15 protein-coding genes and 2 riboswitches are annotated in these 15436 nt (G+C 43.3%); of the genes, 6 read left to right on the top strand and 9 right to left on the bottom strand.

Annotated elements, in window-relative coordinates; all coding sequences use genetic code 11:
• The first annotated feature begins 22 nt into the window (after window positions 1-22).
• From F0249_RS18910 to F0249_RS18920, 3 genes are read left to right on the top strand one after another with little or no spacing between them, the layout of a single operon-like run.
• Window positions 23-877, top strand: a complete 855-nt coding sequence (locus F0249_RS18910; protein ID WP_171757483.1) for a DUF692 family multinuclear iron-containing protein — start codon at window positions 23-25, stop codon at window positions 875-877.
• Entirely contained in the window at window positions 874-1638 is a 765-nt protein-coding gene (locus F0249_RS18915; protein ID WP_171757484.1) for a DNA-binding domain-containing protein, read from the top strand. Before F0249_RS18910 ends, F0249_RS18915 begins: the two co-directional genes overlap by 4 nt.
• Window positions 1639-1668: 30 nt before the next feature.
• Window positions 1669-2124: a DoxX family protein gene (locus F0249_RS18920; protein ID WP_171757485.1), complete on the top strand. Its 456-nt coding sequence runs from the start codon at window positions 1669-1671 to the stop codon at window positions 2122-2124.
• A gap of 68 nt (window positions 2125-2192) precedes the next feature.
• Here F0249_RS18920 and F0249_RS18925 read toward each other — a convergent pair whose 3' ends face one another.
• Window positions 2193-2486: a hypothetical protein gene (locus F0249_RS18925; protein ID WP_017054347.1), complete on the bottom strand. Its 294-nt coding sequence runs from the start codon at window positions 2484-2486 to the stop codon at window positions 2193-2195.
• 108 nt (window positions 2487-2594) lie between these two features.
• Window positions 2595-3755 carry a multidrug effflux MFS transporter gene (locus F0249_RS18930; protein ID WP_216599666.1) on the bottom strand — a complete coding sequence of 387 codons (1161 nt, stop codon included), beginning with the start codon at window positions 3753-3755 and terminating at the stop codon, window positions 2595-2597.
• Between the two features lie 137 nt (window positions 3756-3892).
• Here F0249_RS18930 and F0249_RS18935 point away from each other — a divergent pair, with 137 nt between their 5' ends.
• Both F0249_RS18935 and F0249_RS18940 read left to right on the top strand, forming a co-directional pair.
• A complete protein-coding gene (locus tag F0249_RS18935) occupies window positions 3893-4834 on the top strand; it encodes a LysR family transcriptional regulator (RefSeq protein ID WP_113797011.1) in 942 nt (313 codons plus the stop codon).
• 121 nt (window positions 4835-4955) lie between these two features.
• The gene (locus F0249_RS18940) at window positions 4956-6752 is read left to right on the top strand and encodes an aminopeptidase P family protein (RefSeq protein ID WP_171757486.1); all 1797 of its coding nucleotides are present in this window, start codon (window positions 4956-4958) and stop codon (window positions 6750-6752) included.
• 106 nt (window positions 6753-6858) lie between these two features.
• Here F0249_RS18940 and thiH read toward each other — a convergent pair whose 3' ends face one another.
• The 7 genes from thiH to F0249_RS18975 form a co-directional block, all read right to left on the bottom strand.
• Entirely contained in the window at window positions 6859-7971 is a 1113-nt protein-coding gene (thiH, locus tag F0249_RS18945; protein ID WP_171757494.1) for a 2-iminoacetate synthase ThiH, read from the bottom strand.
• Between the two features lie 8 nt (window positions 7972-7979).
• On the bottom strand, window positions 7980-8747 hold the full coding sequence (locus F0249_RS18950; RefSeq protein WP_171757487.1) for a thiazole synthase: 768 nt from the start codon (window positions 8745-8747) through the stop codon (window positions 7980-7982).
• A gap of 2 nt (window positions 8748-8749) precedes the next feature.
• Window positions 8750-8953: a sulfur carrier protein ThiS gene (gene thiS / locus F0249_RS18955; protein WP_171757488.1), complete on the bottom strand. Its 204-nt coding sequence runs from the start codon at window positions 8951-8953 to the stop codon at window positions 8750-8752.
• A gap of 7 nt (window positions 8954-8960) precedes the next feature.
• Window positions 8961-9755 carry a HesA/MoeB/ThiF family protein gene (locus F0249_RS18960; protein ID WP_171757489.1) on the bottom strand — a complete coding sequence of 265 codons (795 nt, stop codon included), beginning with the start codon at window positions 9753-9755 and terminating at the stop codon, window positions 8961-8963.
• On the bottom strand, window positions 9749-11086 hold the full coding sequence (locus F0249_RS18965; RefSeq protein WP_216599664.1) for a thiamine phosphate synthase: 1338 nt from the start codon (window positions 11084-11086) through the stop codon (window positions 9749-9751). Before F0249_RS18965 ends, F0249_RS18960 begins: the two co-directional genes overlap by 7 nt.
• A gap of 2 nt (window positions 11087-11088) precedes the next feature.
• On the bottom strand, window positions 11089-13059 hold the full coding sequence (thiC, locus tag F0249_RS18970; protein ID WP_171757491.1) for a phosphomethylpyrimidine synthase ThiC: 1971 nt from the start codon (window positions 13057-13059) through the stop codon (window positions 11089-11091).
• A gap of 135 nt (window positions 13060-13194) precedes the next feature.
• Window positions 13195-13310, bottom strand: a riboswitch (TPP riboswitch).
• A gap of 120 nt (window positions 13311-13430) precedes the next feature.
• Window positions 13431-14810, bottom strand: coding sequence for a voltage-gated chloride channel family protein (locus tag F0249_RS18975; protein WP_113797025.1), 1380 nt, complete (start codon window positions 14808-14810; stop codon window positions 13431-13433).
• A gap of 126 nt (window positions 14811-14936) precedes the next feature.
• Window positions 14937-15003: riboswitch (Fluoride riboswitch) on the bottom strand.
• Between the two features lie 326 nt (window positions 15004-15329).
• Here F0249_RS18975 and F0249_RS20280 point away from each other — a divergent pair.
• A partial coding sequence (locus F0249_RS20280; protein ID WP_253825349.1) for a helix-turn-helix domain-containing protein occupies window positions 15330-15436 on the top strand: 107 nt, incomplete at its 3' end.

Consider the following 15436-nt stretch of genomic DNA (forward strand, 5'->3'; position numbering starts at 1 on the left):
TAGAATTAGGAGAGCCAACACTGTGAATTCACCTCTTTTTCATCCAAAAGTTGGGGTTGGTTTGCGAATGCCTCACCTTAACTACTTTGAACAGCACCATGAGCAACTGACTTGGCTAGAAATACACAGTGAAAATTACTTTCAACCAAACTCAATCGCTCGACAGAGCCTACGTTCCATTTTGCAAAACCATCAAATAAGTTGTCATGGCATTGGCCTTTCTCTCGGTTCTGTATCAAGGGTAAGTTCGACACACCTTGCTCAACTTAATGCGCTTATTTCAGAAGTGGATCCAATTTTAGTTTCAGATCATTTGAGTTGGAGCGAAAATGGCGGCCACTATTTTAATGATCTCCTTCCGTTGCCATACACCGAAGAGGCGTTACAGGTTTTTTGCCGTAATGTACTTGAAGTGCAAGATTCAATTAAGCGTCCACTGCTTATCGAAAATCCTTCCAGCTATTTGAAGTTCAACCACTCAACCATTAGTGAGTGGGATTTTCTGAGTGAAGTGCAAAAAAGAACCGATTGCCGACTGCTTCTCGATTTCAACAACATCCATGTCTCCGCTTTCAATCATGGCTTTAGTTGTGACACTTACCTAGAAGGAATACCTGCACATGCTGTTGATGAAATTCATCTTGCAGGCTTTACCATCAAACAATTAGAGCAAGGTGAAATATGGATAGATACTCACAGTAAGCCAGTCAGTGATGAAGTGTGGGCCCTCTTTAATTCATGGACAGCCCAGCACGGAGAGCGTCATACCTTAATTGAGTGGGATTTAGATATTCCTGAACCGCAGATTTTATTAGGAGAGGCAGCGAAAGCGAGCCAGATACTATTCCAACAGCAGGAAGCAAGGAAGGTGTCATGAATCTTTCATTAGCTGAACTTCAACATAATTTTGCCAATGCTCTGAATCACCAATCTTCAGGTGATGATTGTGATATCAATAGCGATCACTTTACCTCACAACAACGCATTCAGATCTATCGTAATAATTTCATTATTAGCTTAAGTGAAGTACTTGAAGCTACCTATCCGATGGTATTTGCTCTTGTCGGTGAGGAATGTTTTCAGCAGCTCGCGCGTCAGCATGTCCTAACTAATCCATTATTAGAAGGAGATGTCACTGCCTATGGTCAAGGTTTTGATTCCACAATCACTCAGTTTTCTACGGTAATAGAGGCCGCGCCCTATTTGCCTGAAGTGGCTCGTTTCGAATGGAGCATCGATATTGCTCAGCAACGCTTTGCGATCTCATGTTCACATCCTACTCATACGCTTGAGCAACTCGCGAGTATTTCAGAACAGCAACAGCCCAATATTCAATTGCAGCTTGAGCCGTCACTGATCAGTTTTAATTCCTGCTATGCGCTTTTTTCTCTTCATGATGCTATCCAAAAAAATGATTTTGATGGACTAGAAATACACACCCCACAATCTGGAATGATGTGGTGCAACGCTCAAGGTGAAATTCAACTCTCACCACTTTCAGAGATGAGCTACCAGCTTGTTTTAGATTTAAAAGCGGGGCTACCTTTGGGACAAATCTCTCCCGACTCTCTCTCGCAGCTAAATAACTTAGTTGCCCTATCCTCCATCACGGGATTTGATTTGTTAGCAAGCGAGTAGAACAGCCACACAATAATAAGGATAACCATTATGCTCAATTCAATATCAAGATGGATAGAAATATACGATGATTTAGTCGCAAAGGCTCAATGTGGTTTCGTCCCATTATTGCTGCTCTTTTGCCGACTCTGGGTCGCGTGGGTATTCTTCAATTCAGGACTCACAAAAATCGCGACTTGGGATAGCACGCTGTATCTCTTCGAGTTGGAATATCAAGTTCCACTGTTACCTTGGGAAATTGCGGCTTATATGGGAACCGCTGCAGAATTGATCCTCCCCATATTTTTAGCATTGGGATTACTCACTCGACCAATGGCGGCCATTCTATTTGTATTCAACATTATCGCCGTGGTGTCTTACCCTGTTCTATGGGAGCAAGGTTTCTTTGATCACCAATTATGGGGATTGATGATTTTAATTGTAGTGGTATGGGGCCCAGGTCCGCTTTCTGCTGACAAGTATCTAAAGATGAAGCTGACTCGCTAACCCATGACACAGACCTAAAAAAAGCGCGACCATAATGATCGCGCTTTTTTATTTTATTCAGATAAGCGTTATTTTCGCTTTGATTGCTCAATAAAATCTTTCAATTCGTCAGCAGAAATACCTTGTTCTGCTAGCTCTTTCGCTAACAAACCAACCTGCTCACCTTTGCGAGATTCAGCCACTTGCTGAAATTGATAAATGATATCGCGCAGTGTATGAAGTGGCACTTGCTTAGCTGCGCTACGAATACGCTCTTCGCTTTGATTGCCTAATTCACTGAGTAACTTACCGAACATAACCTTTTCAGGCGACTCTTCCATTTGCTCTAGGACACGAGCCATTTCATAGGTTGTTAACGACATTAGTTTCTAGTTTCCGCTGTGTGAGACACGATTATTTGAACGACAAATATACACTTGTTTAGGTATTAGGAAAACAACCAATATAAGGATAATTGCCGCTTGTCATCACTAAGCTTCAGCATAATGCCAATCACGACCCGCTTTAGAAAATAGAATCAACAATGCAGGTGCAATGAGCCACATTTGCAGGGCAATCATCATTTGCGGTTCTAGTGATAACCTTTGCATTGAGCCAACAATAAAACCAGAACCACTCATTTGAAACAGACCTAGCAGTGCCGCCGCCGTTCCCGCTTTATCCCCAAACGGTTCGAGAGCTTTGCCTGCTGATGCGCCTAAAATCCAAGCAAAACCAACAGAAGACATGAAAATTGGAAACATAAATGAGAAGGCTGTCGCTTGTTCCGCAAGCAAGAACATCACGAGACCAGCAATAGTTAACGTTGATATTCCAACCAATAACGTTTTATGGGTACCAAATTTGTCCATAAATTTTGGAGCAGAGAAAGCCGCTGCAATATTAATTGCCGCATTAATACCAAACCAATACGTAAACTCATTCATGCTTAGTCCAAGTTTCTCCATGAGCACAACAGGAGCGGAGGTAACGTAAGCAAGGATCACTGACATCGCTAACATGCACAGAGAAGCGTGGAAGATAAATGTTGGTGTTTTCAATACAGCCCAATAACGAGAAAGCTTAAATACCGCCTGCTTTTCTGTTGCAGGGTTCGTCTCTTTCATCTTCAACAAAATAGCCAAACCAGCAAGAACAGCAAAGCCCGCCATGAAGCTGAAGTTGGAGCGCCAACCAAATTGCTGAGTTAACCAACTGCCAAGAATTGGAGCCAAAGCGGGAATAAAGCAGATCGCGCCATTTAGGTAGCTGATCATTTTTCCACTTTTCTTCGGTCCGAAAATGTCGCGAACTGTTGCAAATGCTGCTACCGATGTCGCGCACGCACCGAAGCCTTGTAGCAGCCGAGCGACTAGCATCCACTCTATGCTTTGAGCGGCCCACGCCAAGCAAGCACTCATCGCGTAAATACTAATTCCCCCTAATGCAACAGTTCGACGTCCTATTTTATCTGCCAAAGGCCCAGCAAACAGCTGACCAATACCCATCGCAAATAAGAAATATGTGATTGTGTCTTGTGAAAGAGCGTGTTCCACGTGAAACGTTTCTGAGATCAGAGGTAGTGCTGGTAAATAGATATCAATCGCTAACGGACTAAAAAGCACTAACATTGTCAGTAATGCCATTTGCATTTTACTGTTTCTTTGTGGGGTAAGATTTTGCACGACTCTCTCCAATCATGTCGAATGAGCCGCCATCATAGAGAATTACAGATATGAATCATAATGGCATATACTCATGCGTATTATTCCAAAATGGAAATTTGATTATGGATCTAGGAAAGTTGGCGCGAATTGATCTCAACTTGTTGGTTTGTCTCAATGTCCTTATTGAGGAGCTCAGTGTAACGAGATCGGCCCACCGTTTATGTTTAAGCCAATCCGCGGTCAGTAAATCACTGGCAAAGCTAAGAGAGCAATTTGATGACCCTCTTTTCATTCGACATGCGCACGGATTAAGGCCAACACCAAAATCATTATTCTTGAAGCCTAAGCTCGACATATTGATAAACCAACTGGAGCTCATCACTCAACCGGAAAGTTTCGAGCCCGCAACCAGTGAATATCGATTTCATATTGCGGCAGTGGAAAGTGTCTATCCGCTGATACTTCCCCATTTCTTGCCCGCCATTTTCAAGCAAGCACCGAACATCAACATCAGCACCCATTCATGGGCAGAAGATACTTTCAGTAAGCTGCAAATTGGTGAATTGGATTTTGGTATCACGGGTAAGGATATCGATATCAATGATGCCAAGCTCACCATGCTGCCTCCAAGCAATATTTGTGAGCAGGAGATCTATCGTGATGAACAAAAATGCATTGTTCGTCGAGATCATCCAATACTTCAGCAACCCTGGAACATGGCGAGCTACCTATCCCTTCGTCATGTACAAGTTCGATGCGATGGTAACGATCGTTGGCTTCTTGACTATCGCTTAGCCGATATTGGCAAAGAGCGCGATATTGCCATCACGGTTCCCGACTTTAATAGTGCCGCGAGCTTATGTACTTATACTGACTTTATTTTCACCGCACCGAGTCATTTCAACGATTGGATAGCCAAACAGATGGATCTAGTGGTTCTGCCTCTACCGATGGAATTCCCTCCTATGGCATACACTCTATTTTGGCATAGAGACAGAGAGAATGACCCTGCATTAAACTGGCTACGAAATATAATCAAAGATAAAACCTTACATCTTAGATAAATATCATGCTGAGCAATTGCAGCCAGAGAGTAAAAGCGATAGCTTATTGTCCTAATAGTCCAAATGCGCTTGCATGACAGGAGCGAGAGTAAGGGACTCCTACCAATAAGGATAAAGAGAAATGCAAAACATGATTTCTGAACGAGTGGGTGCCATTCGTGGATGGCTGATTGCCAATGACTTCGACGCAATTATCGTTCCTCACGAAGATGAGTATTTAGGTGAATACGTACCCGCTCATAATGAACGACTTCATTGGCTAACAGGCTTTACAGGATCTGCTGGCGCGGCGGTTATCACCAAAGAAAAATCCGCTATTTTTGTCGATGGTCGTTACACCGTTCAAGTTCGTAAGCAAGTACCCGCTGAATTATTTGAATATCGTCACTTGATTGATGAACCAGCTCTAAACTGGATTACGGACAGCCTTCCTCATGGAAGCCGCATTGCATTTGATCCTCGAATGCATACCGCTGCTTGGATGAAATCAGCACAATCTCAATTAGGTTCGAATTACTCTCTATCGGCCATTGATGAGAATCCGATAGAGTTAGCATGGAAAGACAGACCGCAACCTGTTGTATCTGAGATGCGTTTAATGCCAACCGATAAAGTGGGCCAATCTTGTGAATCTAAACGCAAAGAGATTGCTGCCGTTATTAAAAGCAACCAAGCGGATGCTGCCGTTCTAACCGAGCTTGATTCGATCTGCTGGCTTTTGAATATTCGTGGTCTTGATGTTTCTCGACTACCAGTCTTGCTCTCACATGCCATTATTCACCGCGACGCGAGTGTAGATTTCTTTTTAGACCCTGCACGCGTTGTCAGTGAGTTCATCGAACATGTTGGTTCTGATGTTCGTGTCCACCACCCAGATAACCTTAAGCATTGCCTTGATGGTTTAAAAGGCAAACATGTCTGCGTGGATCCTGCGACCAGTAATGCTTGGTTTACCCTTGCTCTGCAAAATGCCGATGCCATTATCATTGAAGCTGCCGACCCATGCCTGCTACCGAAAGCACAAAAAAATGATGTTGAGATTGCGGGAATGAAAGCTTGTCACATTCGTGATGGTGCGGCGATGGCAAAATTCCTATCTTGGATTGACGCTGAAGTAGCAGCAGGCAAACTGCATGACGAAGCTGAACTAGCAGATAAAGTTCAAAGCTTCCGCCAACAAGACCCAACATTAATGGATTTAAGTTTCGATACGATTTCAGCAGCTGGCGGCAACGCGGCAATGTGTCATTACAATCATGAGAATCAACCTGAACCAGGTCAACTAGAAATGAATACCTTGTACTTGGTTGATTCAGGTGGCCAGTACTTAGATGGTACAACGGATATCACACGTACTATTGCGATTGGCCAACCTACTGCTGAAATGATTCAACAGTTTACTTTAGTACTAAAGGGCCATATTGGTATCGCTCGAGCTCGCTTCCCTAAAGGGACATTTGGTTGTCACCTTGATGTATTAGCTCGTCAACACTTATGGGCGAATGGATTCGATTATGATCACGGTACCGGTCACGGTGTTGGACACTTCTTAAGTGTGCACGAAGGCCCACAAAGTATTTCTAAAAAAATGATTCCAGTCGCGTTAATGAAAGGCATGGTACTTTCTAACGAACCTGGCTACTACCGAGCTGAAGAGTTTGGGATTCGAATTGAAAACCTAGAGTTAGTGCAGGAAGTTGAAACACAAGGTGACTTCTCTGTTCTTGCATTTGAGTCTTTAACTCGCTGTCCAATCGACAAACGAAACATTAATGTCGATATGTTGACTCGTCCTGAACTGGCATGGCTTAACCAGTACCATCAAACAGTATGGGATGAAGTGAGCCCTCTGGTTGAAGGTGATGTGAAAGAGTGGCTAAAACAAGCGACGGCACCATTAAGCCATAACAACGGTTAACCACTCATACCAATATCTAAAGAGCCCCAAATGAGTAATCGTTTGGGGCTCTTATGTTTCACGTGAAACCTTTTGGAGAATGAAGATTAGTGAAGTGAACGTTTCATTAGCCTGAATAAGCTTTATCCCAATCCTTCCAAACCGGTTCAAGCCCAATAGACCGCACTGATTTTGCAACCTCTTCGGCACTGCGTTCATCACTGATAGAAAATTGCTCCAACTCCACTGCCGGGTTCGCATAACCTCCTGGCTGTGTTTTTGACGCGGCTGAAATACTGGTAATACCCAGAGGGATAACATTATCTCTAAACACTGCGGATTCCCGAGTCGATAGAGAAAGCTCCACTTCAGGGTTCAGTATTCGATACGCACATATTAATTGAACAAGCTGTTTATCTGTCATCACAGACTTTGGTTGCAATGCGCCTTCACATGGCCTTAATCGAGGAAATGAAATCGAGTAACGAGTCTTCCAGTATTTTCTCTCCAGATACTCTAAATGAGCAGCAGTAAAGAAACAGTCAGTTCTCCACTCTTCCAAACCAATCAATGCACCAATACCCACTTTATCTATGCCAGCCTTTGCAAGCCGATCTGGCGTTTCAAGCCTAAACTGAAAGTCAGTTTTGTTTCCTCGAAGATGGTGTTGTGAGTAGGTGCTAGGGTGATATGTTTCTTGGTATACCATGACCGCATCTAAGCCCAGAGATTTGAGCTCAACATATTGTTGTAACTCTAGCGGTTGAACTTCCATTGCCACATAGCTAAATCGCTCTTTAATCTCAGGAAATGTTTTACGAAAATAACTCATCCCAACTTTCGATTCATGCTCTCCCGTCACTAACAGGACACTATCGAAATTCATCTGCTTAATCGCTTCAACTTCTTCAGCTATCTCTTTGCTATCGAGTGTTTTACGCTTTATTCGATTCTCCATGGAGAACCCACAATAAGTACATGCATTCGCACATAAGTTTGACAGGTAAAGAGGTATATAGAAGGAGACAGTATTACCAAATCTCTGCCGAGTCATAGCCTGTGACCGTTGTGCCATCTGCTCTAAGTAAGGTTCCGCAGCAGGAGAGATTAAGGCTTTAAAGTCCTCTAATGTACATTTCGGTTTACTCAAGGCCAGCTCAACATCCGCAGCGGTCTTAGCATAAATAGACAGTCTGACGTCATCCCACTTCAGTTTTTTAAATTCATCTACAAAGCTCATCATCGCCCCTAAACTGAATCTAGAAACGAGGTTAATGGACTTGACCCAACAGCTTGCTTCACAACTCCTGCCAGACCTGATTCATAAGCCAAACGACCTGACTCTACTGCCAGCTTAAATGCGATTGCCATCTGGATAGGATTTGGAGAGGAAGCAATGGCGGTATTCACAAGAACTGCATCCGCACCCATTTCCATCGCCAGCGCGGCATGAGATGGAGCGCCTATGCCAGCGTCTACCACGACAGGTACGTTTGCTTGATCGATAATAATCTCCAGAAAATCCTTCGATGCGATCCCTTTATTCGACCCTATTGGCGATCCTAACGGCATGACAGCTGCACAACCTACCTCTTCAAGCCGCTTACACAATACAGGATCGGCATGACAGTAAGGCAATACAATAAACCCATCATCAACGAGTTGCTCTGCGGCCTTCAATGTTTCAATAGGATCTGGCATTAGATATTTCGGATCTGGGTGTATCTCCAACTTTAACCAGTTTGTACCCAGAGCCTCTCTTGCAAGATGAGCAGCATAAACGGCATCTCGCGCGGTTTTTGCCCCCGAAGTGTTGGGGAGAAGGTTAATTCCAGACTTCGCTAATGGCTGGAGAATATTGTCTGACTGGTCATTAATATCGACTCTTTTAAGCGCCATAGTTGCCAACTCAGATTCAGATTGGAGTATCGCTTGCGTCATCAATTCATTACTTGCGAATTTTCCAGTTCCGGTAAAAAGACGAGAACGAAATTTTTTTCCTGCAATCGTAAGCATTATTAACCTCCAGCAATAGCTTGAAACAGCGAGATTGAATCACCGTCATTAAATGTGAAATGCTGCCATTGTGACTTTGCAATAATGCTCTCATTCACAGCAACCGCGCAGCCTTCCGTCTTCAAACCTAGATCATTAAGCAGCCAAGCAAGTGTCTGGCATGACTCAATAGTGATTGGCCTATTATTGAGTGTTAGATTGATCATCAACTTATTATTCCTTTATATGATGTTGTTGAACTGACTGAGTTGTCACTTGGCAAACAGAGCAATCGGAGTCTTGGCTGAACGTTAATGTTTCCCAGCTCAGCTCCTGTCCATCAAACAGGTGTATTTCTCCGGAATTGATTCGGCAAGGCTGAGTAAGCAACTTGATGACTTGCAGTGCTTGAAGGTTGCCTATGACGCCAACCACTGGCCCCATAATCCCCAGTTCATTGCAGCGACTGGCTTGAGGGAGGTTCTGATATGGAAACAAGCAGTGATAGCAAGGGGTACCTTTTTGATAGCTAAATGTTGTTAACTGCCCTTTCCAACCAATCGCAGAACCTGATACCAGTGGCGTTTTATGCTGATAACAAGCCAGGTTTATTGCCTGTCTAGTTTCTATATTATCACTGCAATCGACGACGATATCCGCCATCATCACTTCTATATCCAATTGCTGACCATTAAGAAGAGCATCCACACTCCGAACATTAGTATCAGAGTTCAATGCCGATAGTTGGCGCTTCATCGCGATGACTTTCTGACTGCCAATATCCTTCTCTTGATAAATGACTTGCCGTTGTAAATTAGAACTCTCGACCGCATCACTATCTGCGATGACGAGTTGTCCTACCCCAGAAGCTGAGAGATAAAGGGCTGAAGCAGAACCCAAGCCACCACATCCCACAATAAGTACTGACGCTTTATTTAATTTTGATTGCCCTATTTCTTGTATCTCAGACAGTGATATCTGTCGCTGATAGCGTAAAAATTGTTGGTCAGTAAGAGAAGGACTTAGCATAAAACCTCCTCTGTACGCTCATGGTTCGCATTCATAATATTGTTGAAGTCTGCAATGGTTTCCCTTGGATTCGTTGATAGGGTTATCGCTCGAACCACCGCTAGGCTTGAAACCCCACACGACCAGACCATGTTTGCGGTCGATAAATCAATACCACCAATCGCTACTGTCGGTATACCGGACTTCTGAGAGTTGTCATTCATCTGATTAATCAAACCTTGATACAGTTTCAACCTCGTAAGGCCTTGAGGTTTAGATGGCATTTGTTTCGTCGTGGTTGGGAAAATATGCCCTAGCGCAATGTAACTTGGTGACAGTTGGCTAATTCGGAGCAATTCATGATACCCGTGCGTGGAAACGCCTAAACACATTCCGCTTGTGGCAATCTTCTGTAAGTCGGCAGTTTCGATGTCCTCTTGTCCTAAGTGCACACCAAAAGCGCCATGCTTGATCGCCAGCTCCCAATAGTCATTGATGAATACCTGAGCCTGATATTTTTCTCCGAGTCGAATAGCTTGAACGATCTGCTCTTCTAAATCGGCCGTTGATGGGTCTTTAACTCTGAGTTGAATGGTTTTAATACCAAGTAATAGTAACTTTTCAATCCATTCGGCATTGCTCACGACCGGGTACAAACCTAAGCTATCTTTCCTCAATGCCTTAAAGGCTACAGGTGAGATAGGTTGAGACTGGTGCAATGTATCAGCTTGTGATGGTTTCGGTTCAGCATTGAGCTTACTCGGCATCAGAGCAGGTACAGGAAAGGTACTAAAATCGACTGGCCATGTTTCACGTGAAACATCATAAATATCTGAATCTGCTTTTACGGAGATACTCGCTCTCGCCAGAACAAGCGCGTCTTCAATTGGAAAGCCTAAACATAACGATGTAATCAACCAAGCAAGGTGACTTTCCAAAGTAGAATGAGTTCCTTTACCTTCATCACGTAAGTCTTTTTGTTTATCAGAAGCGGTTTGACTGCGAATTTCGTCGCCACATCGCCAAATATCAACAGCCTGATTTTCGTGAAAACTACCAATAAAGATGACAGATGGCTTTTCGACGAGAAGATTCGTTGCGTCAAACAACGATGGTTGCGAGTCGTAATCCAACACAAATTTGAGTATATGAGTTACTCTTTCTACAGACTTCAAGGCACTGGTTAGAGCAAATTCAACATTCATATCATCGGATAAAAGTCGGAAGGCACGAGTTTGGCTAACACCCAACTCGATATCCCCAATGCTAAACCCATGCTGTTCAGCTATCAGCAAACATCGCTGCACCTTCCCTTTTAACTCAACGTGCTGAGCAGGAATTTGCAATTTCATGCTCACTCCTCCTCCACAATCACGTTCTTACTTGGTTTAGGTTGAGCAGAAGATATAGGGTGATACAACTCAGAACCTGAAGATAGAAACTCGTGTGATTTTTGACGCATGCCTTCTAAAGGATCATTTAGCATCTTGATGTCAATTGCTTGATCTGCCGCTACCTGCTTGGTGTCTTTCGCATATTCTCGGACTTCTTGAGATATCTTCATCGAGCAAAATTTAGGGCCGCACATTGAACAGAAATGCGCTACTTTTCCCGACTCTTGGGGTAAGGTTTCATCATGAAATGCTCGTGCGGTTTCAGGATCGAGTGATAGGTTAAACTGATCTTCCCAGCGAAATTCGAATCGAGCTTTCGATAACGCGTTATCACGAATTTGAGCCCCAGGATGCCCCTTAGCAAGATCGGCAGCATGAGCGGCAAGCTTGTAAGTAATCATCCCTGTTTTGACATCTTCTTTATTTGGTAGACCAAGATGCTCCTTCGGGGTGACATAACAGAGCATTGCACAGCCATACCAACCAATCATTGCAGCACCAATTCCTGAGGTGATGTGATCATAGCCTGGTGCAATGTCGGTAGTCAGTGGCCCCAATGTATAGAATGGCGCTTCATGACAGTGCTCCAATTGCACATCCATATTCTCTTTAATCATGTGCATTGGAATGTGCCCGGGGCCTTCAATAATCACTTGTACATCGTATTCCCATGCAACTTTAGTTAACTCACCTAATGTTTTTAATTCTGAGAACTGTGCTTCATCATTTGCATCGGCAATAGAACCCGGTCGTAAACCATCTCCGAGAGAAAGAGCGACATCGTACTTGGCGCAAATCTCGCAAATTTCACGAAAATGAGTATAGAGGAAACTCTCCTGATGATGCGCTAAACACCACTTAGCGATGATTGAACCACCGCGCGAAACAATGCCTGTAACACGTTTAGCGGTCATAGGCACATAACGAAGAAGCAAGCCAGCGTGGATGGTGAAGTAATCAACGCCCTGTTCAGCTTGCTCAATTAATGTATCGCGCATCACCTCCCAATTAAGGTTTTCAGCAATGCCATTCACTTTTTCTAGCGCTTGGTACATTGGCACGGTGCCAATAGGTACAGGGCTGTTTCTTAGTACCCATTCACGTGTCTCATGAATGTTTCGACCAGTGGAGAGATCCATGACAGTATCAGCTCCCCATCGAGTTGCCCAAATCAGTTTTTCAACCTCTTCTTCTATCGATGAACTCACTGATGAGTTACCTATATTGGCGTTTACCTTAACAAGAAAGTTTCGACCAATGATCATTGGCTCGGATTCTGGGTGGTTGATATTTGAAGGAATAATCGCTCGACCTTCAGCAACCTCTTTACGCACAAATTCAGGTGTAATTTCTTTGGGTAAGTTAGCACCAAAGCTGTGCCCTGCATGTTGGTGATTTAACTGGCCATCAGAGAATTTCTGTCGGCCCATGTTTTCTCGAATCGCAATGAATTCCATCTCTGGGGTGATAATGCCTTTACGTGCGTAATGCAATTGTGTCACACACTGGTTTGCTGCGGCACGGCGTATACTTGGCAAGTTCCCATATCTCAGATCATTCAGTGTTTCATCTTCTAGTCGCCCTTTCGAGTAGACTGAACTAACACCTTCTAAGAGCTCAGTATCAGCACGCTCTTCTAGCCACGCATCTCTTATCTTAGGTAGACCAGAATAGACATTCACATTATGGCTTGAGTCAGTGTATGAACCTGACGTGTCATAAACTTGTATAGGCTCGTTCGATGCATACAGCGGAGACTCCTTCGAACCTCCAATGAGGCTGTCCGCAAGAGATATTTCTCGCATAGGTACACGGATGTCTGGACGCGATCCGTTGATGTATGTTTTTTTTGAGTTGGGATATGGCTGAACAGATAGTGAAGCAATGTTTGATTTCACATTAAGACGCGATGTTTTTCGACTTGACGACATAGCAAATTCCTCGTAATAACTGGGATAATTGCTTGTCGGATTGTGTAGCAAGAGGCCATAGTTTCAAGGCTCATATTGCAGATTATCAATATATTTAGAAATATAAGAAGGATGCAATACAACTCTCAACCTAAGGTTAGGTTTTCTCTTGTTCCCTTCGTAGGTATTAACCTAATCAGGTTCCACGGATCCCGCATTGCGGTCTCAGCTCGTACTTTATGTGTAAGTACTAAGCACTCCGACAAGTTCCATTCAATATCTTTAATTAAATATTGAGCAGTCGGAGTATAGGGAATCCATGGGCTAATTGAAATGAAGAACACACCACAACAGCTAGTGTCACTAGAAAATGTGATGTGTTCCACGTGAAACTATTTTTTTCGATTCGCTAACGTCTTACTCAGACGTTTTAAGTGAGACGATTTATGCTCACGATATGAACCAATTTTATTCGACCCATCATGATCTCTACCGTGTTTTAATGTCTTTGAAACGGCGACACGCTGTGATGAATAGATACCAGTATGGCCACTAAAATAATATGCTGTATAGCATGCAAGGGCAAAATAAGGCAGATACTCACCACCAAACAGCTCAACACCCATAATTGTGCAGGCTAAAGGAGTATTCGTCGCAGCCGCAAAAACAGCTAAGAAGCCCAAAGCAGCGAACAGGTCCACAGGCGCTCCCATGACCCACGCAAGAAAGTTACCTAATGTAGCTCCAACAAAGAACAGCGGAGTAACTTCCCCACCTTTATAACCCGCAGCGAGTGTGATTGCTGTAAGTAATAATTTAACTATCCAGCTATACCACTCAGCCCCTCCTGCTGAGAAAGCAGAGGTAATACTGACACCACCTTCGCGACTAGGATAGACACCAATACCAATATAGTCATAGTTCCCCAACAACTGCGCTAGAATAATGACAATGACCCCACCGACAACAACGATAAGGTAAGGGTTCTTTAACACCGCATTGAACAAATCTTTCAACCCGTGAGTCAACTCTCCAAATAAGTATCCTGCCAATCCAAACCCAACAGATGCAATGATAACTTTGCCCATAAGCACGATATCAATATCGATATTATGACCAAAGAGTGTGCTCACTTGATCAAAGCTAATCAAGTAATGAGTATGGTGAGCTCCCCAAGCGGATGCCACAACATTCGCTAATATTGCCGCTAGTAACGCTGGTATTATCGCATTGAATTTAATTCGCCCAATAAATAGAACTTCTAGAGCAAAAATCGCTCCTGTAAACGGAGTTCCAAAAATTGATGCAAAACCAGCAGCGACACCCGCTGTAAGCATCATTTTTCTATCTTGTTCAGACAGCTTAAATACTTTAGATAACCAATCAGTCGTTGCTCCACCGATTTGAACAGCCGTCCCTTCACGGCCTGCAGAGCCACCAAAGAGATGCGTAATAACAGTAGTAAATAGGACAAGTGGTCCCATTCTAACCGGTACGCCTTCACCAGCTTGATGAATCTCATCCATGATAAGGTTATTACCTCCAGCGGAGTTCTTTCCCCAGTTTCGGTAGCTATAAACGATAGCTAAGCCTGAAATAGGCAGTAAATAAATCAACCAGGGGTTATCAATTCGTGCGAGCGTCGCCTCACTTAACAACCATAAAAAAAAGGCATTGAATGAACCGACAAGCAAAGCAACAGGAAGAACGAGGAGTGACCAGCGTAATACTTGATATAAATTTTGAGGATTTCGACTAAGTGGGTGTGACATATTATTTATCTTTTAATAATAGTGAATCAAAAGGATAGTCAATCTTAGAGGGAGAGTGAAATAACAATCGACCTACTATAGACGGATCTTTCCCGTGTCAATCAGAGTCATCTAATTGGGGTATACGTTATAGTAGGAATCATTATCTCATTAATTGAGCGGTTAAAGGTGGAAATCCATCACCTGAGCTAGATTAGAATCTCAGCTCATTGAAATGTTACTCCTACATATGCAAAGAATCAAGACAACCCATACTTGAATAAATAGAAATAGCGATACTTTTTGGGGAGGAAAGAAACTGATTAAATAGATATTCCCTCCAATATATTCACTCGAATTATGGTGAAATTTTAAAAGTTACAGTTGTCACAAGTGGTGAACTTTAGCGGGTTCATACCAATTGGAGAAAAAATATGATCTAATTAGGGCGTCGCCATCTTACGGGATATTGCTATGGATAGCCTTGATAATACTGATTTCAAAAAACTTGTGAGCCAACAAAAAACCATTCAAATGAAAATGCGATTACTGGCTCTTGAGCACTTTAAGCGAGGAAAATCCCGCACTCAAATAGCGAAAGACCTGCAAGTCAGTCGTACTAGTGTGAATAAATGGGTTCGCCTTTT

The organism is Vibrio sp. 03-59-1 (genome assembly GCF_013114135.1).
GTDB classification, from domain to species: Bacteria; Pseudomonadota; Gammaproteobacteria; order Enterobacterales; family Vibrionaceae; genus Vibrio; species Vibrio cortegadensis.

What these genes read in the sequence shown, in the direction of transcription:
- F0249_RS18940 (WP_171757486.1), top strand. Translation starts at nt 4,956, where the DNA reads ATGCAAAACATGATTTCTGAACGAGTGGGTGCCATTCGTGGATGGCTG.
- F0249_RS18930 (WP_216599666.1), bottom strand. Translation starts at nt 3,755, where the DNA reads ATGCAAATGGCATTACTGACAATGTTAGTGCTTTTTAGTCCGTTAGCG.
- thiC (WP_171757491.1), bottom strand. Translation starts at nt 13,059, where the DNA reads ATGTCGTCAAGTCGAAAAACATCGCGTCTTAATGTGAAATCAAACATT.
- F0249_RS18935 (WP_113797011.1), top strand. Translation starts at nt 3,893, where the DNA reads ATGGATCTAGGAAAGTTGGCGCGAATTGATCTCAACTTGTTGGTTTGT.
- thiS (WP_171757488.1), bottom strand. Translation starts at nt 8,953, where the DNA reads ATGATCAATCTAACACTCAATAATAGGCCAATCACTATTGAGTCATGC.
- F0249_RS18965 (WP_216599664.1), bottom strand. Translation starts at nt 11,086, where the DNA reads ATGAAATTGCAAATTCCTGCTCAGCACGTTGAGTTAAAAGGGAAGGTG.
- F0249_RS18975 (WP_113797025.1), bottom strand. Translation starts at nt 14,810, where the DNA reads ATGTCACACCCACTTAGTCGAAATCCTCAAAATTTATATCAAGTATTA.
- thiH (WP_171757494.1), bottom strand. Translation starts at nt 7,971, where the DNA reads ATGAGCTTTGTAGATGAATTTAAAAAACTGAAGTGGGATGACGTCAGA.
- F0249_RS18925 (WP_017054347.1), bottom strand. Translation starts at nt 2,486, where the DNA reads ATGTCGTTAACAACCTATGAAATGGCTCGTGTCCTAGAGCAAATGGAA.
- F0249_RS18960 (WP_171757489.1), bottom strand. Translation starts at nt 9,755, where the DNA reads ATGCTAAGTCCTTCTCTTACTGACCAACAATTTTTACGCTATCAGCGA.
- F0249_RS18950 (WP_171757487.1), bottom strand. Translation starts at nt 8,747, where the DNA reads ATGCTTACGATTGCAGGAAAAAAATTTCGTTCTCGTCTTTTTACCGGA.
- F0249_RS18915 (WP_171757484.1), top strand. Translation starts at nt 874, where the DNA reads ATGAATCTTTCATTAGCTGAACTTCAACATAATTTTGCCAATGCTCTG.
- F0249_RS18920 (WP_171757485.1), top strand. Translation starts at nt 1,669, where the DNA reads ATGCTCAATTCAATATCAAGATGGATAGAAATATACGATGATTTAGTC.